This is a genomic window from Planomonospora sp. ID91781 (assembly GCF_015711595.1).
GTDB classification, from domain to species: Bacteria; Actinomycetota; Actinomycetes; order Streptosporangiales; family Streptosporangiaceae; genus Planomonospora; species Planomonospora parontospora.
The window spans coordinates 1,454,166-1,478,954 of record NZ_JABTEY010000002.1; the positions used below are offsets into that span (position 1 = coordinate 1,454,166).

A 24,789-nucleotide genomic window follows, 5' to 3' on the forward strand; every position below is an offset into this window, starting at 1 on the left:
GACAGAGTCCGTTCCAACGGTCCGTTCCCATTCTCTCCGCCGAGAGGCCCAGCCGATGCGCCAGTTGACCCCGCTCGACGCGCAGTTCCTGCACGCCGAGTCGGCGACCACCGCCGCCCACGTCGCGGGGGTGGCCGTGCTGGATCCGAGCCGCACCCCCGAGGGCAGGATCACCCGCGAGGCACTGATCGCGCTGCTGCGCGACCGGCTGCACCTGGCCCCGGCCCTCAGGCTGCGCCTGGTGAGCGTGCCGTTCGGCCTCGACCATCCGTACTGGGCGGAGGACCCCTCCTTCGACGTCTCCCACCACGTGCACGAGACGACCCTGCCGATGCCGGGCGACGACGCCCAGCTCGCCGAGGCGGTCGCCCGGCTCCACGAACGGCGGCTGGACCGCCGCCGCCCGCTCTGGGAGATGCACCTGATCCAGGGCCTGACCGGCGGCCGGGCCGCGCTGTACGTCAAGGTCCACCACTGCGCCATCGACGGGGTGTCGGGCGCGGAGACGCTGGCCGCCCTGCTGGACCTCACCCCCGAGCCGCGCGCGGTCGAGCCGCCCGCGGAGCGCCGGCCGACCGCCGCGCCGGGGATCGTCACGATGCTCGCCGGGGCCGTCACCCGGTCGGCGACCCATCCGCTGCGGGCGCTGCGCTCCCTCGGCCGGGCCGCGGCCGACCTCGACGCGATCCCGCTCGCCGCCACCCTGCCGGGGGCCCGCCTGGTGGCCGCCACGACCCGGATGATCCGGGGGACGACCAGGGACCTGCCCGCGCTGCCCTCGCTGGCGGCCCCGCGCACCCCGTTCAACGGCCCGATCAGCGCCCGCCGGCGCTTCTCGTACGGTTCCGTCCCGCTGGCCGACGTCCGGCGGGTGGCCAGGTCGTCCGGGATCAGCGTCAACGACGTGGTCATGGCCCTGTGCACCTCGGCGCTGCGCTCCTGGCTCGAGGAGCGCGGTGCGCTCCCGGACCGGCCGCTGATCGCCGCGGTCCCGGTCTCGGTCCGCACGGCACGCGTCCGCGGCGGCCGGAGCGAACAGGACGGCCAGGGCGGTCGGGACGGCCAGGGCGCCGTCGGCAACCAGATCTCCGCCATGATCACGCCGATGCCCACCGACGTCGCCTGTCCCCGGGAGCGGCTGCAGGCCGTGGGAACGGCGATGCGCACCGCCAAGCGCCGCTTCGCCGGTTCCCCGTCCGCCTGGCCCAGCGAGCTGACCTCGATGATGCCCGCGCCGGTGACCGCCCTGGCCACGCCCGCGCTCTTCCGGCTGGCCTCGATGGGGGCCCCGCCGGTCAACCTGATCGTCTCCAACGTGCCGGGACCGCAGTTCCCCCTGTACCTGTGCGGGGCCCGGGTGCTCGGCTACCACCCGCTGTCGGTGCTCAGCGACGCGACCGGCGGGCTCAGCATCACCTGCTTCTCCTACGACGGCTCGCTCGACTTCGGCATCGTCGCCTGCCCGGACCGGGTCGAGGACGTCTGGCGGCTGATGGGCCACCTCCAAGAGGCGATGGACGAGCTGGTGGAACTGGCCGGTCCCGCTCCGGCCGCCGGTCCCGCTCCGGCCGCCGCTCCTGCTGCGGTCCCGGTCCCGGCCGCCGTGGCGGCCTCCGCCCCGGTCGTGGAGCCGAGCCCGGTCTGAACCCGGTCTCCCGGTGAGTCCGGTCCCCCGGTCTGAGCCTGCTCTCCCGGCCTGAGTCCGGGCCTGGACCGCGCGGCGCCGGGCCCGGTCCGAGCCGCACGCCCGAGTGCCGCGCCCTCCCGGCCGGGAACGGCCGGCAGGTCGCGCCGGTCACGCCAGGGCGTGCACGATCAGCTCGGCCACCGCGTCGGGGTCGATGTGGTGGCCGGTGAGCTGGCAGAGGTTCTCCTGGTGGAGCAGGACGGCGGCGAAGGTGACCGCCGCGACCTCGAGCCGGGCGGCGTCGCCCCGGGCGCCGGGCCGGGCCAGCTCCAGCGCGAACCTGGCCCGGCGGATGATCTCACCGTTGAGGTGGCCGAGCCGGGCGCGGACCGAGCCGTGCGTGTCGGCCTCGCGGAACAGGATGCGCCGCATGGCCGGGGAGGCCCTGATCGGCAGGCGGCGGGCGAGCCGGGACAGGGCGCCCGCCGCGTCGCCGGGGACGGCCTCAGCCTCCGGGGACTCCTCCAGCACCAGCGTGCGCTCGTCGACCAGCGCGACCAGCACGTCGATCTTCCGGGGGAAGTAGTGGAAGACGAGCCCCTTGGGGACGTCCGCCAGGCGGGCGATCTCAGCCGTGGGGGTCGCCTCGTAGCCGTCGCGGGCGAACAGCTCCTCGGCGGCGTCCAGGATGCGGGCGCGCGCGTCCGGCTCCCCCGTCCCGCCGGGGCCGCCGGGGCGCCGCGATCTCCTGGCGCGGTGACGGAGGCTTCCCACAGCCCGACGATAACCTCGCGGGCCGGGCGGATTCCATGTCGCCGGGGGAACAGGGCCGTACGCGCTCAGTCACCGGCCCCGACTGAGGACAGGAGCATGGGCAGCGCGCGGCGCAGTTCCCTGTTCCAGTAGGTCATGTCGTGCCCGCCCCGGTAGAAGTGCGTCTCGACCGGGATGCCCAGCTCGCCGAGCCGGCCGGCGAAGGCGGTGGCCGCCTTGCGGGCCAGTTCCTCGGTGACGTCGCCGAACAGCTCGCCCGGCTGCGGGCGCCCGTCACCCGCGGCCACGTAGAGGCGGACTCCGCGCAGCTCGGCGGCCCGGTGGTAGGGGTTGTGCTCCTCCCAGACCCTCCGGTCGCCGTGCGGGTCGCCCCAGATGCGCTTCCAGTCGGTGCCGAAGCAGCCCGCGGTGGTGCCGAGCATGACGGCGAGGTCGACGCCGGGCAGCAGTGTGTGCACGGCGCCGCTGAAGGAGGCCGCGGCCTTGAACCTGCCCGTCGCGGCGTAGAGCATCGCCCCCTGGCCGCCCATCGAGTATCCGGCGATCGCCCGGTCGCCGCCCGCGCCGTACCGGCTCTCCAGCAGGGGCAGCAACTCCTCCAGGTGGTGGGCGGCCCACCGGGGCGGTCCGCCGCGGCCGCCGTTGTACCAGTCGGAGTAGCTGCCGCACCTGCCGCCGTCGGGCATCACGACGATCACCGGGGCGGCCGCGGTCAGCCGCTCGACGTCCGACCTCGACCAGCCCCGGTGGTCGTCCAGCCCGCCGTGGAGCAGCCACAGGGTGGGCCAGGTCCGCCCGGAACCGGCCGACCAGCCCTCGGGCAGCAGCAGCCGTACCGTGGTGACGTCGTCCAGTGCGGCCGAGCGCAGGGTCAGGTCCATCCGGCGGCCGTCCAGCCGCCGCTCCCTGACGACCTCGATCCCCTCCGGCGCCTCGGGGGTCTCGCTGGTCTCCGGGGTCGCGCCCGCCCGGGGTCCCCCGGTGGCGGGGGTGCCCGTCGGCTCGACGGCCGGGCGGCGCTGAGCGGTGATCAGTGCGATCGCCGCGGCCACCACCAGGACGAGCAGCCCGGTGACGGCCACGGCCCCGACGAGGAGCCCTCGTAGCCGTGAACCGGGTGCCATGCGAGCCGCCTCCGCCCGTGCGCCGACCCGGCACATGCTAATCCCGGGACGATCTCCCCGGATGCTCAGGAAGTGAGCGAACGCCGGGGAATAGAGTGGCTGGCATGAGCCTTTCTGAGCTGAACCTCTTCCCGCTCTGCCTGGGCGGCAACGTTTTCGGCTGGACCGCCGACCGGGACGCGTCCTTCGCCGTCCTGGACGCCTACGCCGAGGCGGGCGGCAACTTCATCGACACCGCGGACTCCTACTCCGAGTGGGTCCCCGGCCATGTCGGCGGCGAATCGGAGACCATCATCGGCGAGTGGATGGCCTCCCGGGGCAACCGCGACCGCATGGTGGTGGCCACCAAGGTCAGCTCTCTCTCGACCCGTCCGGGACTCTCCGCGGCGAACATCCGCGCCGCCGCGGAGGACTCGCTGCGGCGGCTGCGGACCGACCACATCGACCTGTACTGGGCGCACTTCGACGACCCGGAGACTCCTCTGGAGGAGACCCTGGAGGCGTTCGACGCGCTGGTCCGCGAGGGCAAGGTCCGCAACATCGGCGCCTCGAACTACGACGCCGGCAGGCTGGCCGAGGCGCTGGAGATCTCCGACCAGAAGGGCCTGGCCCGCTACGGGGTGCTCCAGCAGCACTACAACCTGATGGAGCGCGGCTACGAGGGCGCGCTGCGCGACACGGTCGTCGAGGGCTGCCTGACCAGCACGCCGTACTACGGCCTGGCCAGGGGCTTCCTGACCGGCAAATACCGGCCGGGGGCCCGGGTGGACAGCCCGCGGGCGGCCAAGGCGTCGGAGTACCTCGCGACCGAGCGCGGCCCGCGGGTGCTGGCCGCGCTGGACGAGGTGGCCGCCGCGCACGGCGCCGTCCCGGCCACGATCGCGCTCGCCTGGCTGGCGGCCCAGCCCACCGTCGCCGCGCCGATCGCCAGCGCCCGCAGCGTCGAGCAGCTCCGGCCGCTGCTCGCGGTCGCCGACGTGAAGCTGACCGCCGAGGAGCTCGCCCTGCTGGACGAGGCCTCCCGCTAGGGCCGCCGAACGGGTGAAGGGCCCGGCCGCCCCGAGGCGGCCGGGCCCTTCGGCGGGACCCGGGACCCGTCCGGCGGCCTTCGCGGCCGGGGCCCGGGACCCGTCCGGCGGTCTCCGTGGCGGGGACCGCCGGACGTCAGGTGCGCCGGGCTAGTGCTCGGCGGCCTTCTCGGCGCCGACGCCGGTGAGGGCGCGGACCTCGATCTCGGCGTACTTGGCCGCGTTGTACTCCTTGCTGAGCTTGGTGCCGATCCAGCCGGCCAGGAAGCCGATCGGGATCGAGAGCAGGCCCGGGTTGCTCAGCGGGAACCAGGAGAAGTCCGCGTTCGGGAAGAGCGCGGTGGGGCTGCCCGACACGACCGGCGAGAAGATCACCAGGACGAGCGCGGAGACCAGGCCGCCGTAGATGGCCGAGGTCGCGCCCGCGGTGTTGAAGTCCTTCCAGAACAGGCTGTAGAGGATCGCCGGCAGGTTGCCCGAGGCGGCCACGGCGAAGGCCAGGGCGACCAGGAAGGCCACGTTCTGCCCCTGCGCGAGGATGCCGAGCCCGATGGAGAACGCTCCGATGACGAAGGCGGAGATCCGGGCGACCAGGACCTCCTCCTTGTCGGTGACGTTGCCGCGCTTGAAGACGTGCGCGTACAGGTCGTGGGCGAAGGACGAGCTGGAGGCCAGCGTCAGGCCGGCGACGACCGCGAGGATGGTGGCGAAGGCGACCGCCGCGATGATCGCCAGCAGGATCGTGCCGCCCACGTCACCGAAGATCAGCCGTCCGACCTCCTGGGCGAGCTGCGGCGCGGCGGTGTTGCCGGCCTTGTCCTGTGCCAGGATCGCCTTGCCGCCGACCAGCGCCGCCGCGCCGAAGCCCAGCACGAGGGTGAGCAGGTAGAAGCTGCCGATGATGCCGATGCCCCACAGGACCGACTTCCGGGCCTCCTTCGCGGTGGGCACGGTGTAGAAGCGGATCAGGATGTGCGGCAGGCCGGCGGTGCCGAGCACCAGCGCCAGGCCAAGGCTGATCAGGTCGAGCTTGCCGGCCAGGCCCTGCGCCTCGGTGCCGTACTTCAGACCGGGCTCCAGGAAGGCGGCGCCCTTGCCGCTCTTCGCGGCGGCGTCGCCCAGCAGGGAGGAGAGGTTGAAGCCGTACTTGCCCAGGACCAGCAGGGTGACCAGGGTCGCGCCGCCCATCAGCAGCACGGCCTTGACGATCTGCACCCAGGTGGTGCCCTTCATGCCGCCGACGACCACATAGATGATCATCAGGATGCCGACGCCCACGATCGTCAAAGCCTTGCCGGTCGGCGAGGTGACACCGAGCAGCAGGCCGACGAGCGCGCCCGCGCCGACCATCTGGGCCAGCAGGTAGAAGATCGACACGACGATGGTGGAGACGCCCGCCGCGGTGCGGACGGGGCGCGGGCTCATCCGGAAGGCCAGCACGTCCGCCATGGTGAACTTGCCGGAGTTGCGCATCAGCTCCGCGACCAGCAGCAGCGCCACCAGCCAGGCGACGAGGAAGCCGATCGAGTAGAGGAAGCCGTCGTAACCGGACAGGGCGATGATGCCGGCGATGCCGAGGAAGCTGGCGGCCGACATGTAGTCGCCGCCGATCGCTAGGCCGTTCTGCGCGCCGCTGAAGGACCGGCCGCCGGCGTAGTAGTCGGCGGCGGTCTTGGTCTGTCGGCTGGCCCAGAACGTGATGCCCAGCGTCGCGGCGACGAAGACCAGGAACAGGATGGTCGACAGGGTCTGGGAGCTCATTCGGTCCGCCCCTCGATCTCGTGGCGGATCTCGTCGGCGATCGGGTCGATCTTCTTCTCCATGTGCCGTGAGTAGGCCCAGGCGATGCCGAACGTGGAGACGAACTGCAGGAAACCGAAGATCAGGGCGACGTTGATGTTGCCCAGCACCTTGGCACCCATGAAGTCGCGCGCCCAGCCGGACAACACCACGTAGAGCAGGTACCACGCGAGGAAGGCGGCGGTCATCGGGAACGTCCAGGCGCGGAAGCGGCGCTTCAGCTCCTGGAAGCGCTCACTCGCCTGCGCCTGTTCGTAAACCGATGCGTCATGTTGTCTGGCGGTCAAGGGGGAGACCTCCCATGAATGTGATCTGGATCACGGCTACCGTAGGAGCGGCGGGTACCCCGCGAGGAGACCCCCGCACGCGTTCTTCGCCCAGCCGCCGCCCGGCCGCGTTCAGCTGGGTACGGTCTGCGGTGAAAGGTCCTTCCCGTGCGCCGAACGGCACGTGATCCGGTCCGGATGTGTCATCCCGGCGGCGACGGCGATGGAAGGCGTGACTCCCGTGGCGCGGACGGCGGAGGAGGGAGATCCGATCCCGGCGGCGGCGCGGCGGGGCAGGTGGAGCGATACTCCCTGGGCAGGCGGAAGAACTCGAGGCGGACCGCCGGATCCTCCGGGAGCGCGATCGCCCGGGAGTCTCCGCCCACCGTCCAGCAGACCGGCAGGAGGAAGTAGTGCCTGTCCGCCCGGATGAGCAGCCTCAGCCCGTCGTAGCGGTAGCGGTAGCGCGGTTTCTCCCCAGGTGACGGCCTGAGTTCCCGCTCCACCACCCCCGGCCCCTCGATGCGCAGCCGGTCGGGCGCGTAGACCACGACGCCGGGCAGCCGCCTGGAGTCGGCCAGCAGGTCTCCGGCCATGCCCGCACCGCGTATCTGCGCGTAGACGGCCGCCGACCAGAGCAGGGTGAGGAGGAGCAGTCCCGCGAAGGAGACCCGTCCCACGATCCGCAGTGCCGGCGACTCGCCGCTCGGCCAGATCCGCCGGTGGACCACCACGGCATGGAGGTGGACGGCGTACCCCAGCAGCATCACCCCCAGTCCCAGGCTCATCGGGACGATGGGCAGCGCCGACCGGAACACCCCGGTCCCGCCGATGATCCAGACGAGGCACAGAACGAACCCCACCGCGGCCACCGCCGGCACGACCCACCGAGCCACGGCGCGGTGGCCGCTCAGCAGCCGGACGAAGAGCACGTGCAGGGGGACCAGGACCACGATGGCGAACAGCAGCCACGCGAGCGGCTCCATCGTCGCGCCGACGCTGCGGAACATGTAGTCCTGCAAGGAGAGCCGGAGAACGCTCTGGTCCATGCCGAAGGCCCCGTAGACGATGTTCGACTGCACCCAGCCGAAATAGACCATGAGCGAGGTGACGAGCGTCGTCGGCGCCACGACGTTGGCGAGGACGTGCCACAGCCGGGCGAAGTCCGAGGAGGCCCGGTCCTGCTGCTCTCCTCGATCCGGCGCCGTACCGGAGTCCGGCGATCCGGACTCGCCGCCGTCAGGCCCTCCCGCCGTCCGCCCCATGCCCGGCCGCTCAGTTCCCGCCCGGACGGGAGCGGCCGGATCCGGGCGCCCCCACGCCTCCAGGCGATTCGGTGCCCGGGTCCTCCTCCGCCGGACTCGACTCCGTCTCCTCTCCCGGGCCGGGTCCGGTCTCGTCCTCGTCCGGACCCGGCCCGGATCCGTCCTCGGTCGGGCTGGCCTCCGGCTCCGGGGAGGAGTCAGGGGAGGACGGTGACTCCGTCTCCCCCTCCGGAGTCGCGCCGGGCCCTTCCTCGTCCGGGCTCTCCTCCGGCTCCGGAGAGACCGACGGCGGCTCCGTCCCCGGAGAGGTCGTCCCAGGGCTCTCCCCGGGCTCACCGGTCTGCGGGGACGACGCCCCCGGCGCTGGCATTTCGCACCGGACGCGCGAGTCCGGCGGCCTGGCCGCCTCGCACTCCCTGACGTACGCCCCGGCGGCGTCCGGCTCCAACCGGATAAGGGCGGTGAGCGCCTGCCGCGCCTCGGCCTCGTCCCCCAAGGCGGCGTATCCCACCACCTGGGAGCGGAAGGTCAGCTCCAGCAGATCGCCACGCACGGAATCCGGGAAGTAGCGGCGCATCTCCTCGGCCGTCCGCAGGTCCGCGAGCCCTTCCCGGAAGCGTTCGAGGTTGATCTTGGCGGTGCCGCCGCAGGCCCGGCAGACGGACAGGGTCACCGGGGAGGTCATCGCGGCGAGCCGGTCCATCGACTCCGCCAGCGGCGCGTTCTCCCCGGCGCGCAGGCGGCGGTCGCACTCCTTGAGCGCCCCCACCGCGACCGCGGGGATGTCCTCCCCTCCCCGGGTCGGTACCAGGCTGTCGTCGGGTGTCACGACGACCTGCGGGGACAGGCCCTCCCCACCGCCTCCTCCTCCGCCGCCGCACGCCGCGCCCGCCGCCGCCAGCGCGACCAGCGCGGCCGTGACGGCACGCGTCCCCGACCCGCCCATGGAACCCCCCGAAGCTCACCCCGATGCTCCGGTAAGTACCCAGCGTCACCGATGGGACGCTTCATGCCCCTCTGGGGCGCCAGTCCCCGCGGTCCACCTTCAGCGTCTCGGGGGTGTGCAGGCGCACCATCGTGCGGGCCACGCCCTTCGGGATCCGGCCCGGCGTGAGCAGTGAGACGACGACCATGACCAGGAACGCGATCGGGACGGTCCAGGCGGCCGGCTGGGCCAGCAGCGCGCCGGGCAGGCCGCGGTAGGGCCCGCCGACGATCGTGGCGAGCACCGCCGCGCACGCCAGCCCCCCGCCGGTCAGCAGCCCCGCCATCGCGCCCGCGTCGGTGAACCGCCGCCACCAGATGCCCAGGACCAGCAGGGGGCAGAACGACGAGGCGGCGACCGCGAACGCCAGGCCCACCACGTCCGCCACCGGCAGCGAGCGCGCCGCGGTGGCCAGCGCCAGCGGGACGATCACCGCCAGCACCGTCGCCAACCGGAACGAGCGCACCCCGCCGCGCAGGATGTCCTGCCCGATCACCCCCGCCACCGACACCGTGAGCCCCGACGAGGTGGACAGGAACGCGGCGAACGCCCCCGCCGTCACCAGCGCCGAGAGCAGGTCGCCCGCCGTACCGCCGACCAGGCGGCCCGGCAGGGTCAGCACCACCGCGTCGGTGCGGCCGGTCATCAGCAGTTCGGGGGCGTAGATCCGGCCGAGCGCGCCGTAGACCGCCGGCAGCAGGTAGAAGGCGCCGAGCAGCGAGAGCACCACCAGCGTGGTACGGCGGGCGGCCCGGCCGTCGGGGTTGGTGTAGAAGCGCACCAGCACGTGCGGCAGGCCCATGGTGCCCAGGAAGGTCGCCAGGATCAGCGAGTAGGTCGAGTACAGGGGGTAGTCCCTGCTCTCCAGCGGCAGCGCCCACTGCCGGTCGGTGAGCGCGGGCAGGTTCTCGGCGTGCGGCACCGCGGCGCCCGCCGGGAAGGTGACCGTCGTCTCGTGGGCGACGGTGTGCGGGCCGGGGGCCAGCGTGATCCGCGCCCGGTCGAGGGGGCGCCCGTCCAGCCGGCCGGTGACGGTCACCTCGACCGGCTCGGCCACCCTCACGGTGACGTCCACGGCGACGGTGACCGTGGTCCGCTCGGCGAAGACCGGAGGCGTCTCCCCGCCCGGGGCGGGGGCGCCGTCCGCCCGCCAGGCCAGCAGCAGGAAGACCACCGGCAGGGCGAGCGCGGTGAGCTTGAGCCAGTACTGGAAGGCCTGCACGAACGTGATGGAGCGCATGCCGCCGGAGAGCACGTTGACCGCGACGACGACGGCCACCAGCAGGCCGCCGGCCCACACCGGCGCGCCGGTGATCGTGCGCAGCACCAGCCCGGCGCTCTGGAACTGCGGCATGAGGTACAGCCAGCCGATCAGCACCACGAGCACGCTGGCGCTGCGGCGCACGATCATCGATTCCAGGCGGGCCTCGGCGAAGTCCGGGAGCGTGTAGGCGCCCGACCGGCGCAGCGGCGCGGAGACCAGCACCAGCAGCACCAGGTAGCCGCCCGTCCAGCCGACCGGCAGCCAGAGCATGTCGGCGCCGTAGGCCAGGATCAGCCCGGCGATGCCCAGGAACGACGCGGCCGAAAGGTACTCCCCGCCGATCGCGGAGGCGTTCCACAGCGGCGAGACCGTGCGGGAGGCCACGTAGAAGTCGGAGGTCGTGCGCGACAGCCGGAGGCCGAAGATCCCGATGAGGACGGCGGCCAGCACCACGACGACGACCGCCGAGACCCCGTAGGCGGTGTTCACTCCGGGCCTCCGGTCCGGCCGCCGTCCACCCCGGCCGCCGTCTCCCCCGCGGTCCGGGTCTCCGCCGCCCGTCCCGCCGTCGTCCGGGCCTCCGCCGCCCGTCCCACGGTCGTCCCGGTCCCCACCGCCGTCCGCCCCTCCGGTTTCGCGGTCACTGCCGCTCCACCAGGTCCGCGAAGTGGCGCTCGTTGCGCTCGGCCTGCCGTACGTAGAGCCAGGCTCCGGCGACGAGCCCCGGGTAGACCAGCCCGGCGAGCAGCGCCCAGGGCAGTCCCACGCCGAGCAGCCGCACCTCGCGCAGCTCCGGCACGAGCAGGAACAGCAGCGGCAGGCCGCCCACCACGCAGGCAAGCACGGTGCACACGAACAGGGCGAGCCGGAACTGGGTGCGCACCAGGGAGCGCATGTACACCTCGCCCAGGCGGGTCTGCTCGTCGATCTCCCGGGTGGCGGGGTATCGAGAGCGGCGGGCCGCCTGGGTCCTGGGGCTGGTCACCACCTCGCGGCGGGGCCGTTCGCCGGGCCGTACCAAGCGGTCGGCCACGCGCAGCGCCCGGTCGCCGCGGCGCCGCGGCGCGGTCCCCCGCTCCTCGTCGCCCTCCTCGCCGGGTCCCCTTCCGGCGTCCCGCTCCGCGCTCCGGCCCGTGCTCCGGCCCGTGCTCAGGTCCGCGCTCCGGCCCGTGCTCCGGTCCGCACTCCGCTCCGTGCTCCGGCCCGGGTTCCGTCCCGTACTCCCGCTCGGGTTCCGTCCCGTTCCGCCGTCGCCCGCGCCCCGCCCGGCCGTCACTCGGACCTGCCCCTGCGGGCGCGCCGTACCAGCAGGTCGCGCAGCTCGCGGGTGTGGCGGCGGCTGACCGGGATCTCGGTCTCGCCGATGCGGACCACGCAGCGGCCCGAGTCGATGTGCAGCTCGTCGATGTGCTTGACCGCGACCAGGTGACTGCGGTGCACCCGGACGAACCCGGCCGAGGCCCAGCGCTCCTCCAGGGTCGCCAGCGGGATGCGGACCAGGTGGCTGCCGCCCGCGGTGTGCAGGCGGGCGTAGTCGCCCTGCGCCTCCACGTAGCGGACGTCGGTGCTGGAGACGAACCGGGTCACGCCGCCGAGCTCCACCGGGATCGTCTGCGGGTCGGTACGGCCCGCACCGCCGCCGCCGCCGCCGTCGCCGCCGCCGTCCGGCAGCTCCGCCGAGACGCAGACCCGCCGGATGGCCTCGGCCAGCCGCTCCGGGCGGACCGGTTTGAGCAGGTAGTCCTCGGCCTTGATCTCGAAGGCGTCCACCGCGTGCTCCTCGTAGGCGGTCACGAAGACCACCCGGGGCGGGTTCGCGAACTGCGAGAGCAGCCTGCCGAGCACCACCCCGTCCAGGCCGCGCATCCGGATGTCGAGGAAGACCGCGTCGATCGGCCGCCCGTCGGCGATGGCGCGGTCCAGCACGCGCAGCGCCGCGGCGCCGTCCCTGGCCAGGGAGACCTCGTCGATGCGGGGGTCGTCGCGCAGCAGGTAGGCCAGGTCCTCGAGCGCGGGCAGCTCGTCGTCCACCGCCAGAACACGCAGGCCGGTCACGCTCGCTCCTCCGGGTCGTGCGTCAGGGGAATCCCTAGAGGGTGATGAATCAGACATCACGTGTCAACAGTATCCGGCCTGCTCAGCGCACGGAGCAGCGCTCCGTGGCGGTGCAGCGTCAGGGAGAGCGGCACCATGAGCGCCAGCAGCACGCACCCGCAGACGACCGCGAGGGTCTGCAAGCCGTACGCCCTGCCCAGCAGCCCGCCGGCCAGCGCGCCGAGCGGCATGAGGCCCCACAGCACCGTGCGGATCGCCCCCAGCACCCGGCCGAACAGGTGCGGCGGGACCAGGGCCTGGCGGACCGACATGATCAGGACGTTCCAGACCAGCAGCGCCCCGCCGCCGAGCGCCATCGAGACCGCCAGCGCCGCCGGGGACGGGAAGGCGCCGATGAGCACGAAGCAGGCGCCGGGGACGGTCAGCGCCACGCCCATCACCACGGCCCGCGACCACCTGCGGACCAGCACCGGCACGACCAGCCCGCCGGCCACCCCGCCGGCGGCCGAGGCCAGCACGAACCAGCCGAACGCGGCGGCGGGCAGTTCCAGCACGTCCGTCACGAACAGCACCATCACCGACATCATCGCCTGGAACGCCGCCCCGGTCAGGCTCGCCACCACGGTGAGCCCGCGGATCAGCCGGTGGTTCCAGAACCAGCGCAGGCCCTCGGCCATCTCCGCACGCAGGTTCGCGCGCCGCCCGGCCACCGCTCCGCCCGCCCGTCCGCCCTCCGGCTCACCCGCGTGCCCGGCCGGGTGCCCGTCCGCTCCGCCGGCCGCGTGCCCGTCCGCCCGCTCCGTCGTCCGCCCGGCCCGGTAGCGGCCGGGCAGCAGGAGCAGCACCACCCCCGCCAGCAGGAAGCCCAGCGAGTTCGCCAGGAACGGCCAGGCGGCCGCGACCACGAACAGCGCGCTCGCCAGCGGGGCGCCGAGGAAGCCGTCCGCGACGACCGACGCGGCCTCCATCCGGCCGTTCGCCTTCTCCAGCTGGTCACGCCGGACCACGGAGGGTGTCATCGAGTGGGCCGCGTTGTCGTAGAGCGTCTCGACGGCGCCCAGCGTGAAGGCCGCCGCGTAGAGCATCCACAGCGCCGCCTGCCCGGCCAGCACCGCCGCCGCGAGCAGCCCGACGACCGCGGTCCTGACCAGCTGAGCGATGATCATGGCCCGGCGGCGGTCGACCCGGTCGACCAGGGCGCCGCTGACGATCGCGAACATCAGCCACGGCAGGATGGTCAGCGAGGACAGCGCCGCGACCAGCACCGGGTCCTGGGTGAGGGTGACCGCCAGCAGCGGCAGGGCGACCTTGCCCACGCCGTCGCTCAGGTTGGAGACGGTGCTGGAGGCGAACAGGATCCAGAACCGCCGCCCCAGCCCGTGCGGGACCGGGGCCTTCCCGGCGTCCGGGGCGGTCGCCGGTCCTGGGGCGTCCGTACGGCCTGCGGTCATCGATCCTCCGGGGGAGAGGGCGGGTCGGCCGGCGGAAGGGCCGGGTCGGTCGGCGGACACTCCGGGTCGGCGGAGGGCGGGGTCAGTCTGCCCGAACAGCCGGCCCGGTGGCTCCCATTAGTCGGCGGACACTCCGGGATGGTACTTGGGCAGGCGGACGCTCACCTTCGTCCCGGCGCCCCGGCCGGTCTCCACCACCAGGCCGTACTCGTCGCCGTAGACCTGGCGCAGCCGCTCGTCCACGTTGGCCAGGCCCACTCCCCCGGTCCCCGACCGCGCGTCGGCGTCACCGGCCAGGATGCGGCGGAGCCGCTCGGGGTCCATGCCGACCCCGTCGTCCTCGACGCTGATCCGGCACTCGGCCCCCGAGTCCTCGGCGAGGATCGAGATCCGCCCCACGCCGGGCTTGCTCTCCAGGCCGTGCCGTACGGCGTTCTCCACCAGGGGCTGCAGGCACAGGAACGGCACCGCCACCGCGAGCACCTCGGGCGCGATGCGGAGCGTGACCTGGAGCTGGTCGCCGAAGCGGGCGCGCTCCAGGGTCAGGTAGCGGTCGATGGAGCGCAGCTCCTCGGCGAGCGTGGTGAACTCCCCGTGCCTGCGGAAGGAGTAGCGGGTGAAGTCGGCGAACTCCAGCAGCAGCTCCCGGGAGCGGTCGGGGTCGGAGCGGACGAAGCTCGCGATCGTGGTCAGCGAGTTGTAGATGAAGTGCGGGGAGATCTGCGCGCGCAGCGCCCGGACCTCGGCCTCCATCAGCCGCGTCCGGGACCGGTCGAGCTCGGCCAGCTCCAGCTGCGAGTTCACCCAGTTCGCCACCTCGTGGGCGGCGCGGACCAGGCCCGCGGAGGCGTGGCCGCCGTAGGCGGCCAGCGAGCCCACCACCCGGCCGTCGGTGGTGAGCGGCACCACGACGGCGAACCGGATCGGGCACTCGGGCAGGTCGCAGGAGACTATCTCCGGTCCCAGCACCTGGGTCCGGCCGTCGGCCAGGGTCTTGCCGGCGTGCTCGAAGGCCTCGCGGGCATGGTGGTCGCCCTCGCCGTCGTAGACCAGCAGCCGCTGCTCGTCGGCGACCGCCAGCGCCGGTGAGCCGAGCAGCGCGCGCAGGTGCCGGGAGGCCTTCTGGGCGCCCGCCTCGGTCAGCCCGGCCCGCAGCGGCGGGGCCGCGAGCGAGGCGGTGTGCAGGGTCTCGAAGGTGGCCCGCTCGGCGGGGCTGCTGCCCAGCTCCCGCCGCCCGCGCAGCACCCTCCAGAGCACCAGGGCGGGCACGCCGACCAGGACGACGACCAGCAGCACGGCCACGACGGGTTCCACGCCCCGGACCCTATCCGCCCCCCGGCCGTGCCGGGCACCCTCTTCCGGGGCCGTCCGCCCGCACCGGCCCCGCCGGCGCGCGCAGGGCGTGCGGGGCGTGCGGGGCGTGCGGGACGGGCGGGACGGGCGGGACGGGCGCAGGACAGGCGCGGGCGCGGTGAAGTTCGCCCCAGGATGGTGGCCGCCGACTATGTACAACGTTGAATACAACGTTGTAGAAAGATCTGGGAACGGGGGCGTCCGGTCGGGGACACGTGCGAGGCGCAGCGGAAGAGGTCTTCATGGGTGCCAGAGTCGTTCGACGCATGATCGTCACCTTGGCGGGGCTGGCCTGCCTGCTCGCGGCGGCCCCGGCCGCCGAGGCGGCGGATCCCGCCCCCGCCCCGGAGGCCGCCGGCCGGTCCCCGGCCTCCTCCGGACGGGCCCCGGCCGGACCGGACGCGGGCGGACCGGCCGCGGGCGGACCGGCCGCGGGCGGACCGGCCGCGGGCCGCGGGCCCGGCACCTACACCAACCCGGTCAGCGGCTCCTTCTCCGACACCTTCGCCGATCCGGCGATCGTCCGGGGTGAGGACGGCTGGTGGTACGCCTTCGGGACCAGCGACCCCCTGCGCGAGGGCGAGGGGACCCGCCACCACCTGCCCTTCTCCCGCTCGCGGAACCTGGTCGACTGGTCCTACGTCGGCGACGCCTTCACCGAGCGGACCCTGCCGGCCTGGGCCGACACCGCGGCGGGCGCGAGCCTGTGGGCGCCGGACATCCGGCGTGTGGACGGCGAGTACCGCCTGTACTACGTGGTCACCCAGACCACCGTCACACCGGAGCCCGGCGACAACGCGATCGGGATGGCCACCGCGCCGACGCCGGCCGGCCCGTGGACCGACTCGGGCGCCCCGGTCGTGGGGCCGCGCCGGGGCGCCGGCGCCTCCGGCGACTTCAAGTGGACCTTCGACCCCGCCCACGCCGTCGACACCGACGGGACCGAGTACCTCGTCTACGGTTCCTACTACGGCGGGATCTTCATCACGCGCCTCGACCCCACCGGCAGGAAGGCCGTGGGCGAGCCCACGATGATCGCCATCGACAACAAGTTCGAGGGCGGCTACCTGGTGCGCCGCGGCGGCTACTGGTACCTGTTCGCCTCCTCGGCCGACTGCTGCGCCGGGCCGACCACGGGCTACAGCGTCTACGCCGGGCGCTCGCGCGCCATCACCGGCCCCTACCTCGACCGGGAGAAGGTGCCGCTGGTCACCTCGCGGGCGGGCGGCACGATCGTCATCGCGCCGAACGGCAACCGCTGGGTGGGCACCGGGCACAACGCCGTCGTGACCGACCCCGCCGGCCAGGACTGGCTGGTGTACCACGCCATCGACCGCGCCGACCCCTACCTCGACGAGCCGTTCGGGATCAACGAGCGGCCCATGCTGATCGACCGGCTCGACTGGATCGACGGCTGGCCGACCGTCCGGGGCGGCGCATGGGCCTCGGAGGACCCGCAGCGGGCACCCGGCCGTACCGGCCCCGTGAAGGTCGCGCCCACTCCCCGCCCGGGCCCGGTCGACCGCCGCCGCAGCGACGAGTTCGACGGCACGGGGCTGGGCTCCGGCTGGAGCTGGGTGCGCGGGCCGCAGGGCGAGGTCACCGGCGGGGCGCTGCGCTGGCCGACCCAGGCCGCCGAGCTGAACAGGGAGGACAACACCGCCTCCGTCCTGCTGCGCGAGGTCCCGGAGGGCGACTGGACCGCCGAGACCAGGCTCCGCATCGACCTGGGGACCGACAGCGTCCGCAACTACCAGCAGGCGGGCCTCATCGCCTACGCCGGTGACGACCTCTACACCAAGCTCGTCCACGCGGCGATCTGGAACACCCGTCAGACCGAGTTCGGCAAGGAGATGCCGTACGAGGGCCGGATCGCCTACGGCGGCACGATCGTCGGGCCCCCCGCCGAGGAGACCTGGCTGCGCCTGATCCACCGCGTCGACCGGCGCAACGGCGAGCACGAACTGCGCGCGGCCACCAGCCGCGACGGCCGCAGGTGGGTCTTCGGCGGCGTGTGGACCCTGCCTGCCGACGCCGACCTGCGCGTCGGGCTCATCTCGCTGGGCGGCGCGGGTGCCACGGCCGAGTTCGACTACTTCCGCCTGCACCGCCGCTAATGGGAGCTACCGAGCGGGTGCGGACCGGAAGAGCGCCCGGCCCGCACCCGCCCCGGTGACGTCACCGCCGAGCGGGGCCGCGCCCCGGAGTCCGGGACGCGGCCCCGCGAGGGGGCCGCGCGGGCGGGACTTCCAGGCCGCGCGGCACCGCGATCGGTCGGGCGGGTCAGACGCCCGCGGGGACCTTCGCGGTCTCCCGGTCGAGGTGGGCGCGGAGTTGCTCGCCCTCGATGTCGACGTTGGGCAGGACGCGCGACAGCCAGCGGGGCAGCCACCAGGCGCCGTCGCCGAGCAGGGACATCACGGCCGGCACGATCGTCATCCGGACCACGAAGGCGTCGATGGCGACGCCGATGGCCAGGGCGAAGCCCATCGACTTGATGATCGGGTCGTCCATGAGCACGAAGCCGCCGAAGACGGAGATCATGATGAGCGCGGCGGCGGTGACGACGCGGCCGCCGTGGCCCATGCCGTTGACGGTGGCCTGGCGGGCGGTGTCGCCGTGCACGAAGTCCTCCCGCATCCGGGAGACCAGGAAGACCTGGTAGTCCATGGCCAGGCCGAACAGGATGCCGATGAGCAGGATCGGCAGGAAGCTGACCAGCGGGCCGGGCGTGTCCAGGCCGACCAGGCCGGCCAGGTTGCCCTGCTGGAAGATCGCGACGGTGATGCCGAAGGTGGCGCCGACGGTGAGGAGGAAGCCCAGGGCCGCCTTGACCGGCACCAGCACCGAGCGGAAGACCAGCATCAGCAGCAGGATGGACAGGCCCACGACCAGCAGCAGGTAGACCGGCAGGGCGTCGGAGAGCTTCTCGGAGATGTCGATGCCGACGGCGGTGACGCCGGTCAGGGCGATCTCCGCGCCGGAGACGCCGGCGACCCGCTCGCGGATCTCGTGGACCATCGTCTCGGTCGCCTCGTCGGTCGGACCGGTCTTGGGGATCACGGACAGCAGTGCGGTGGTGCCTGCGGCGTTGAACCCCTGCGGGGCGGCGGCGAGGACGCCGGGCGTGCTCTGGATCAGCTGCTGGGCCTGCGCGACGGCCTGCTGGGCGGCCGGCGCGGAGTCGGCCGTGATCACGGCGACCAGCCGGCCGTTGAAGCCGGGGCCGAAGCCCTCAGCGGTGAGGTCGTAGGCCTCGCGGGGGGAGGAGCCGGCCGGGGCGGTGCCGGCGTCGGGCAGCGCCAGGCGCATGTCCGCCGCGGGGATGGTCAGCGCGCCCAGGGCGAGCACGCCGGCGAGGATGAACGGCAGGCGGTGGTGGGTGACGAAGTAGCCCCAGCGGAAGCTGAGGGGCTGCCGCTCCTCCGTCTTCCCGGCGGCACCGTTCTCCGGCGCGGTGGCGCGCTGCCTGCGGGGCAGGACGCGGCGGCCGGCGAAGCCGAGCAGCGCGGGCTGCAGGGTGATCGCGACCAGTACGGCGACGGCGACGGTGCCCGCGGCTGCCAGGCCCATGATGGTCAGGAACGGGATGCCCACCACCGTCAGTCCCGCGAGCGCGATGACCACGGTGGCGCCGGCGAAGACGACGGCCGATCCGGCGGTGCCGACGGCGCGCGCGGCGGCCTCCTCGGGCTCCAGGCCGTCGGCGAGGTTCTGCCGGTGCCGGGAGGTGATGAACAGCGAGTAGTCGATGCCGACGGCCAGGCCGAGCATGAGGGCGAGGATGGGGGCGGTGGTGGTCAGTTCGACGGCGCCGCTGAGGGCGTAGAGCCCGGCCATGCCGGCGCCGACGCCGATGAGCGCGTTGAGCAGGGTCATCCCGGCGGCGACCAGGGAGCCGAAGGTGATGACCAGGACGATCGCCGCCACCAGGACGCCGAGGGCCTCGGTGGAGCCGATCTCCGGCTCGGCGCTGGTCACCTCGCCGCCGGCCGCCACCCGCAGGCCGGTGCCCTCGGCGGCGGCGCCCACCTTCGCGTAGGCGTCGCGCTGGGCGTCGGTCACCTCGTCGCCGCGGGCGGCGAACTGCACCTGGATCAGGGCGTAGCGGCCGTCCGGGGAGAGCGCCTTGGTCTGGAACGGGTCGAGGGCGGCCAGCACGCCGGGCAGCGCCGAGGCCTCCTTGACCAGCGCCTGCAGGGTCGCCCGGTCCTGCGGGGAGGCCAGCTGCCGCCCTTCGGGGGCGGCGACGACGATGGTGCCGGTCGCCCCGGAGGCCTGCGGGAACTCCTCGGCCAGGGTGTCGAGCGCGCGCTGCGCCTCGGTGCCCGGCATCGAGAAGTTGCTCGCCATGGGCCCCATGAAGGCGGCGGCGGACCCGCCGAGGGCGGCCAGTACGGCGAGCCACAGGGCGAGGACCAGCCGCCGGCGGCGGAACGAGGCCCGGCCGAGCCGGTAGAGCAGGGTTGCCATGAAGCATCCTTGTCGGAAATGTCGGGACTTTGGAAAGAGCGGAAGGCGGCGGGAACGCCGCCGGGCGTGGGTGAGGTCGGGGACGCCGTCAGGCGCCGGTGGGGTCGAGGGCCCGGGCCGCGCTGCGGACCAGGGCGGAGCGGAGATCGTCGTCGCCGATCCCGCACGGTTCCATGCAGGCGACCGGGACGCCGCCGAGCACCAGCAGCGCCGCCGCGCGGGCCGCGGGCTCGGCCGAGCGGCCGGTGAGCGCGGCCAGGAGCCGGTCCGTCATCTCCTGCACCCCGGCGAAGGCCGGGCGCTGGAGCAGGTCGGGCAGGTCGCCGTACAGGACGGTGACCTCTCGCCGGAAGCGCATCACGAGGTCCACGAACCCCTCGACGGCCGCGCGCCGTACGGCCTCGTCGTCGAGGACGGCCAGCCGGGCGTCGAGCGTCTCGAACGCCTCCACCGCGGGTGCCAGCAGTTCGGCGAGGATCGCATCCTTGCCGTCGAAGTGGTACAGCAGGGCGGCCTTGGAGCAGCCGACCGCCCCGGCGATGTCCTGCAGTGAGGTGCCCTTGAAACCGGTCGCGGCGAAGAGCCGGGACGCCGCGTCCAGGATCTCCTCACGGGTGCCCGAGCGGGCGCTGCGAGACATCGAAACCCACCTCCTCCTCAAGAATGCCTGTCCGATCGGTCAGGGCTTGACCGATCGGACAGTTTTCCGGAGTGGGTTACCTCACATTTCGCACCGGCGGCCCGCTCCGTCGCGGAAGCGCGCTCCGCCCCGGCGGGCTCCCGTCCGGCTCACCAGCCGACCGCGGAGTCGCCCGCGACGAGGGACCGGGCGATGACCATCCGCTGGACGTCGTTGGTGCCCTCGCCGATGGCCATGAGCGGCGCGTCGCGGTAGAGGCGCTCGACGACGAACTCCTGGGAGTAGCCGTAGCCGCCGTGGACCCGCATGGCCTCCATGGTCGTCCGGAGCGCGACCTCCGAGGCGAAGTACTTGGCCATCGCGGCCTCGGCCGTCACCGCCCCGCTCTCCGAGCGGACCGCCGCCCAGTAGGTGAGCAGCCGGGCGGCCTGGATCTCGGTGGCCATGTCGGCGAGCTTGAGCTGGATGGCCTGGAAGTCGGAGATGGGCCTGCCGAAGGCGTGGCGCTCGCGCGAGTAGGCCAGCGCGGCGTCGTAGGCGCACTGGGAGACGCCCACCGCGCGGGCGGCGATGTTGATCCGGCCGAGCTCCAGCGCCGACAGGGCCTGCTGCATGCCCCGGCCCTCCGTCCCGCCGAGCAGCGCCGAGGCCGGGACGCGCACGTCGTCGAGGACGACCTCGCAGGTCTCGGTGCCCCGGTAGCCGAGCTTGGGCAGGTCGCGTCCTACCGTGTAGCCGGGGGTGCCGGCCTCGACGAGGATCAGGGACATCCCGCGGTGGGCGGGCTCGGTGATCGAGGTCTTGACCAGGACGGGCATCGGGTCGGCGTGCCGGGCGTTGGTGATCCACGTCTTGGTGCCGTTGACCACGTAGTGGTCGCCGTCGCGGATCGCGCGGGTCCGGATGCCCTGCAGGTCCGTGCCCGCCCCCGGTTCGGTCAGTGCGATCCCGGTACGGCGGGCGCCGGTGGCCAGGTCCGGCAGGTAGGCCTTCCGCTGCTCCTCGGTGCCGTACCGGGCGATCATCCACGCGGCCAGGGAGTGCGAGCCGAGCACCCCGGCCACGCCCATCCAGCCGCGCGCGATCTCCTCGAAGACCAGGGCGAACGAGACCCGGTCCAGCGCCAGCCCGCCGTACTCCTCGGGGATCGTGATGCCGAACAGCCCCAGCTGCCGGAACCGGTCGACGATCTCGGCCGGGTAGCGGCCGGTGCGCTCCCACTCCGGGGCGACCGGCACGATCTCGGAGTCGACGAACTCCCGCAGGGTCCGCTGGAACAGCCGCTGCTCGTCGTTCAGCTCGAAGTCCACCCCTGGACGTCCTTTCGTCGATCGTGGCACGGGGAGGCGGGCGCGGTCCCCGGATCGCCGCCGGACCGGTCCCGGCCTCAGGCGAGGGGAACCGGACGTCCCGGCTCTTCGCCGCGCTCCTTCAGGTAGAGCGCCGTCGGGACCATGACCCTGCGACGGAAGACGCAGACCAGGGTGCCGTCCTGCTTGTGCCCCCTGGTCTCCACGCGGACTATGCCGCGGTCCTCCTTCGAGGCCGACCGCCGCTTGTCCAGCACGGTCGTCTCGCCGTAGACCGTGTCCCCGTGGAACGTGGGGGCGACGTGCCTGAGCGACTCGACCTCGAGGTTGGCGATCGCCTTCCCGGAGACGTCGGGCACGGACATGCCGATCAGCAGGGAGTAGACGTAGTTGCCGACGACGAGGTTCCGGCCGTGGTCCGTGGTCGCCGCGTAGTTGTCGTCCAGGTGGACGGGATGGTGGTTCATGGTCAGCAGGCAGAACAGGTGGTTGTCGTACTCCGTCACCGTCTTCCCGGGCCAGTGCCTGTAGACGGCGCCGACCTCGAACTCCTCGTAGGTGCGCCCGAACCTCATGCCTCCCCCTCCGCCGTGGTCCCCGCGTCGCCCGGCATCCCGGCGGCGTCAGACCGGAACATTGTTCCACCGACGAGGTCGTCGCACCAGCTCCCGGCGGCGTCCGGGGCGGCTTCCCATTTGTCCAAAGTCCAAAGTCCGACGTCCGAAAATCCGAAGCCGCAGCTCTGGACGAAGATCGCTTGGCCGGGACGGGGGCGGCGGGCAAGCTGATCGAGTCCTCGGCGCCCGCGGTCCCCGACCGCGGTGCGCCCTCCCCCGCCGGTCGCCGAACCGGCCGGGTCCGTGTCGGAGAACGAAGGAAGACCACCTTGCAGTACAGGAAACTGGTGCCCGCCGTAGCCGCTCTCGCCGTGCTGTGCGCCCCGTCCGTCGCCAGTGCCGGGACCGCGGGAGCCTCCGCCGACGTCCACCGGAAGTCCGCCGCGTGCGCGTCGCCCAGCGGAAAGAAGATCAACGTCTCGTGGGGCGACGGCAACGTGACCACCACCGTGTACTACAACAACCACTGCAACCAGAAGCGGGCCGTCAAACTGCAGTTCGTCCGCGAGAACGGCACGATCTTCCACAAGTGCTTCACCGTCGGCGCCAAGAGCAAGGGCAGCAAGAAGATCGACCACAGCATGCCCAACAAGGTGACGCTGCCCGGCAGCTGCTAGGGCCCGCGTCCCCCGGCACCCGCAGCCGGGGAACCGCCCGATGTCCAGCTCCGCCCCGCGGGCGGAGCCGCAACGAAGATCACCGGACCGACCCGATCGGTGCGGTGACCGCAGTCGAACGAACACATTCACCGGATGAGGAGACCTTCATGCCCATGTCGTCTCGCAGGACCGGCCTGCGCACCCGCGCCGCCGTCTTCGCCGCCGCCTCCCTCGCCGCCGCCGGTCTCGGCGTCGGCGCCGCGGCTCCGGCGTCGGCGGACGTCCACCGCGGCGTCGCCGGCTGCTTCGCCTGGTCGTGGGGGGACGGGAACACCTCCGTGACGGTGTACTGGAGCAACCGCTGCAACAACAAGCGCAAGCTGAACATCAAGTACAGCCTGGGCTGGACCACCAAGTCCTACACGGCCGTCGTCGGGGCCAACGGGAAGGGCCACAAGAAGTTCCAGACCGCCTCGATCGTGTCCATCACCGACGGAGGCCGGGCCTAGCCGCTCGGAGTCCGGATCATGAAGTGAGCCGGAAGCCGCAGGTCCGCGGATCGCACCGCGCAGGCGGGAGCCCGGCCGGGGAACCGTCCGGGCTCCCGCCGAAGCGGAAGGCGGGCCCGCGCCGCTCCTTGATCGGCTGATGCGGCGCCCGGCGGTGCCGCGCTCGGTGTACGGCGCCGCGGCGGTCAGGCGGCCTGCCCGCGGGCGGCGTAGAGGTTCATGTCGGTGAAGTCGAGGGTGACGGTGCTGGGCTTGTGGAAGCTGTGGAAGAAGGCGGCCGCCACGTCGAACCCGTTGGGGGCGAGGGGTGCGGCCGGGTTCGTGAAGCAGTAGACGCCGTCGGCGGCGACGCCGCCCAGGCGCATCTCCTTCGGATAGCAGGGATAGGCGACGGCCGGGTGGCTGCCGGCGAAGGTCTCGACCGGGCGGTCGCGGTCCACGCGGACCCGCAACCGCTCGGCCGTCTCCCCGTTCACGATCCCGGCGACCTCGCTGTGTCCGCCGAAGAGCACACCCACCACCCCCGTGCCGGAGCCGGCGGCGCCGGCGACCCTGCCCCTGCTGTGGAGCGCGTTCTCCCGGGCCAGCCACATCGGCAGGGGCGCGGTGCCCGCCCGCTCGGCGGCGGCGCGTACCTCGCCGACCGTCTCGGGGGTCCGGCGCCGCAGGACCAGCCGCCGGCCCGCGTAGTCGAAGGTGGTCAGCAGGTGGTAGAAGACCCACATGCCGATCATGCCGTCGGCGTCGGTGTCGACGTCCGCGCCCGACTCCGTCGCCGACCAGCTCACGGGGACGTTGCGCAGCTCGATGCCGCCCAACCGGAACGAGTCCAGCGCCCCGTAGTGCACCCATACGGTGCCGTTCAAGTAATCGATCTCCTCACTGGCGACGGGCCTCAGCCCGGCCTCCCTGGCCACCGTCGCCGACACCTGCAGTGACGGGGCGCCGGTGTAGAACGTGAAGCGCTTCGGCGGCCCGCCGTTGACCGAGGCCTCGACCAGCGGCTCCGGGTCCATCTGCTTCCAGGGCAGCTGCGCGGTGTCGCCGCGGACCTGGTACGGCTCGCCGGAGAACGTCGCGAACCATTCGGCGTAGCTCTCCTGGCCGGCGGCTCGCCAGTGCGGTGCCGAAAGGGAGAGTTTGTCCTGCCGGATGTAGCAGTCGGCCAGGAATCGGTTGGCGTCCCTGTCATCGGGCGCCAGAGCGACGGCCAGCTTGAGGTATCTCTCCGCGTCACGGAACCGGTTGGCCAGCAGCCCGACGTAGCCGCGCCGGCGGGCCGCGTGCAGGTTCTCGGGGTCCCTTCTCAGGATCTCCTCGTACGCGCGGCCGGCCTGCTCGAACCTCCCGGCCTTGAACAGCGCGTCCGCGTCACCGCCGCCGGCTCGTGCCGTGGCCGCCTCACCGAGCAGCGGCACCGTCGCGGCCGCCCCGGCCAGCACGGCGGCGCCCCGCAGCAGTGAGCGCCGGTCCCATCGCCTGTCATCAGCCATGCCCTCTCCCATTCATGATCATATTCGCCGCGGCTCTCGGTCCGGCGGACGGTTACAGCGTCTCCGGGCCGTGTCCTCGCCTCGTCCGCGCCGTGTCATGGTCGGGTCACGGCCGCGATCGGCGACGGCGCCGCCGTACCCGCGACGGGGTGCGTC

Annotated in this window: 22 protein-coding genes; 5 read left to right on the forward strand and 17 right to left on the reverse strand. The window is 73.3% G+C overall.

Features of this window, described 5'->3' with window-relative positions; all coding sequences use genetic code 11:
• Nucleotides 1–55 precede the first annotated feature (55 nt).
• Nucleotides 56–1,645: a wax ester/triacylglycerol synthase family O-acyltransferase gene (locus tag HS048_RS25840; RefSeq protein WP_196468921.1), complete on the forward strand. Its 1,590-nt coding sequence runs from the start codon at nucleotides 56–58 to the stop codon at nucleotides 1,643–1,645.
• A 150-nt stretch (nucleotides 1,646–1,795) separates the two neighbouring features.
• On the opposite strand, the gene HS048_RS25845 is transcribed toward HS048_RS25840, so the two are convergent.
• Nucleotides 1,796–2,401 (reverse strand): TetR/AcrR family transcriptional regulator, encoded by a 606-nt coding sequence (locus HS048_RS25845; protein WP_068895549.1) that lies wholly within the window; start codon nucleotides 2,399–2,401, stop codon nucleotides 1,796–1,798.
• Between the two features lie 65 nt (nucleotides 2,402–2,466).
• Nucleotides 2,467–3,525 (reverse strand): alpha/beta hydrolase family protein, encoded by a 1,059-nt coding sequence (locus HS048_RS25850; RefSeq protein ID WP_196468922.1) that lies wholly within the window; start codon nucleotides 3,523–3,525, stop codon nucleotides 2,467–2,469.
• Between the two features lie 104 nt (nucleotides 3,526–3,629).
• Here HS048_RS25850 and HS048_RS25855 point away from each other — a divergent pair, with 104 nt between their 5' ends.
• Nucleotides 3,630–4,553: an aldo/keto reductase gene (locus tag HS048_RS25855; protein WP_196468923.1), complete on the forward strand. Its 924-nt coding sequence runs from the start codon at nucleotides 3,630–3,632 to the stop codon at nucleotides 4,551–4,553.
• Nucleotides 4,554–4,703: 150 nt separating this feature from the next.
• Here the strand turns inward: HS048_RS25855 and HS048_RS25860 are convergent, their stop codons facing one another.
• From HS048_RS25860 to HS048_RS25905, 10 genes are all read right to left on the reverse strand, one after another.
• On the reverse strand, nucleotides 4,704–6,314 hold the full coding sequence (locus HS048_RS25860) for a cation acetate symporter (protein WP_068895554.1): 1,611 nt from the start codon (nucleotides 6,312–6,314) through the stop codon (nucleotides 4,704–4,706).
• Nucleotides 6,311–6,640 carry a DUF485 domain-containing protein gene (locus HS048_RS25865; RefSeq protein ID WP_068895556.1) on the reverse strand — a complete coding sequence of 110 codons (330 nt, stop codon included), beginning with the start codon at nucleotides 6,638–6,640 and terminating at the stop codon, nucleotides 6,311–6,313. The genes HS048_RS25860 and HS048_RS25865 overlap by 4 nt, the downstream gene beginning before the upstream one ends.
• Before the next feature lie 182 nt (nucleotides 6,641–6,822).
• A complete protein-coding gene (locus tag HS048_RS25870) occupies nucleotides 6,823–7,884 on the reverse strand; it encodes a hypothetical protein (protein WP_196468924.1) in 1,062 nt (353 codons plus the stop codon).
• Nucleotides 7,885–7,894: 10 nt separating this feature from the next.
• Nucleotides 7,895–8,830: a hypothetical protein gene (locus tag HS048_RS25875; protein WP_196468925.1), complete on the reverse strand. Its 936-nt coding sequence runs from the start codon at nucleotides 8,828–8,830 to the stop codon at nucleotides 7,895–7,897.
• A gap of 61 nt (nucleotides 8,831–8,891) precedes the next feature.
• A complete protein-coding gene (locus HS048_RS25880) occupies nucleotides 8,892–10,622 on the reverse strand; it encodes a cation acetate symporter (protein WP_068895561.1) in 1,731 nt (576 codons plus the stop codon).
• Nucleotides 10,619–10,777 carry a hypothetical protein gene (locus tag HS048_RS25885; RefSeq protein WP_196468926.1) on the reverse strand — a complete coding sequence of 53 codons (159 nt, stop codon included), beginning with the start codon at nucleotides 10,775–10,777 and terminating at the stop codon, nucleotides 10,619–10,621. Before HS048_RS25885 ends, HS048_RS25880 begins: the two co-directional genes overlap by 4 nt.
• Nucleotides 10,774–11,166 carry a hypothetical protein gene (locus tag HS048_RS25890; RefSeq protein WP_196468927.1) on the reverse strand — a complete coding sequence of 131 codons (393 nt, stop codon included), beginning with the start codon at nucleotides 11,164–11,166 and terminating at the stop codon, nucleotides 10,774–10,776. Before HS048_RS25890 ends, HS048_RS25885 begins: the two co-directional genes overlap by 4 nt.
• A gap of 239 nt (nucleotides 11,167–11,405) precedes the next feature.
• Nucleotides 11,406–12,188, reverse strand: coding sequence for a LytTR family DNA-binding domain-containing protein (locus tag HS048_RS25895; RefSeq protein ID WP_196468928.1), 783 nt, complete (start codon nucleotides 12,186–12,188; stop codon nucleotides 11,406–11,408).
• A 56-nt stretch (nucleotides 12,189–12,244) separates the two neighbouring features.
• Nucleotides 12,245–13,639 carry an MFS transporter gene (locus HS048_RS25900; protein WP_196468929.1) on the reverse strand — a complete coding sequence of 465 codons (1,395 nt, stop codon included), beginning with the start codon at nucleotides 13,637–13,639 and terminating at the stop codon, nucleotides 12,245–12,247.
• Between the two features lie 117 nt (nucleotides 13,640–13,756).
• Nucleotides 13,757–14,953, reverse strand: a complete 1,197-nt coding sequence (locus tag HS048_RS25905; protein ID WP_068895566.1) for a sensor histidine kinase — start codon at nucleotides 14,951–14,953, stop codon at nucleotides 13,757–13,759.
• 281 nt (nucleotides 14,954–15,234) lie between these two features.
• Here HS048_RS25905 and HS048_RS25910 point away from each other — a divergent pair, with 281 nt between their 5' ends.
• Nucleotides 15,235–17,109 carry a family 43 glycosylhydrolase gene (locus HS048_RS25910; protein ID WP_196468930.1) on the forward strand — a complete coding sequence of 625 codons (1,875 nt, stop codon included), beginning with the start codon at nucleotides 15,235–15,237 and terminating at the stop codon, nucleotides 17,107–17,109.
• 166 nt (nucleotides 17,110–17,275) lie between these two features.
• On the opposite strand, the gene HS048_RS25915 is transcribed toward HS048_RS25910, so the two are convergent.
• The 4 genes from HS048_RS25915 to HS048_RS25930 all read right to left on the reverse strand — a co-directional run bounded on the left by HS048_RS25915 (nucleotide 17,276) and on the right by HS048_RS25930 (nucleotide 21,990).
• A complete protein-coding gene (locus HS048_RS25915) occupies nucleotides 17,276–19,465 on the reverse strand; it encodes an MMPL family transporter (protein ID WP_196468931.1) in 2,190 nt (729 codons plus the stop codon).
• An 88-nt stretch (nucleotides 19,466–19,553) separates the two neighbouring features.
• Complete coding sequence (locus tag HS048_RS25920; protein ID WP_196468932.1) at nucleotides 19,554–20,105, reverse strand: TetR/AcrR family transcriptional regulator; 552 nt, start codon at nucleotides 20,103–20,105, stop codon at nucleotides 19,554–19,556.
• 149 nt (nucleotides 20,106–20,254) lie between these two features.
• Nucleotides 20,255–21,415 carry an acyl-CoA dehydrogenase family protein gene (locus HS048_RS25925; RefSeq protein WP_196468933.1) on the reverse strand — a complete coding sequence of 387 codons (1,161 nt, stop codon included), beginning with the start codon at nucleotides 21,413–21,415 and terminating at the stop codon, nucleotides 20,255–20,257.
• A gap of 77 nt (nucleotides 21,416–21,492) precedes the next feature.
• On the reverse strand, nucleotides 21,493–21,990 hold the full coding sequence (locus tag HS048_RS25930) for a MaoC family dehydratase (RefSeq protein ID WP_068895574.1): 498 nt from the start codon (nucleotides 21,988–21,990) through the stop codon (nucleotides 21,493–21,495).
• Nucleotides 21,991–22,301: 311 nt separating this feature from the next.
• Between HS048_RS25930 and HS048_RS25935 the strand changes: the two genes are divergently transcribed.
• Both HS048_RS25935 and HS048_RS25940 read left to right on the forward strand, forming a co-directional pair.
• Nucleotides 22,302–22,649, forward strand: a complete 348-nt coding sequence (locus HS048_RS25935) for a hypothetical protein (protein WP_153054125.1) — start codon at nucleotides 22,302–22,304, stop codon at nucleotides 22,647–22,649.
• A 149-nt stretch (nucleotides 22,650–22,798) separates the two neighbouring features.
• Entirely contained in the window at nucleotides 22,799–23,140 is a 342-nt protein-coding gene (locus tag HS048_RS25940; RefSeq protein WP_153054126.1) for a hypothetical protein, read from the forward strand.
• Between the two features lie 185 nt (nucleotides 23,141–23,325).
• On the opposite strand, the gene HS048_RS25945 is transcribed toward HS048_RS25940, so the two are convergent.
• Nucleotides 23,326–24,633, reverse strand: coding sequence for an aspartyl protease family protein (locus HS048_RS25945; RefSeq protein WP_196468934.1), 1,308 nt, complete (start codon nucleotides 24,631–24,633; stop codon nucleotides 23,326–23,328).
• Nucleotides 24,634–24,789: the final 156 nt, after the last annotated feature.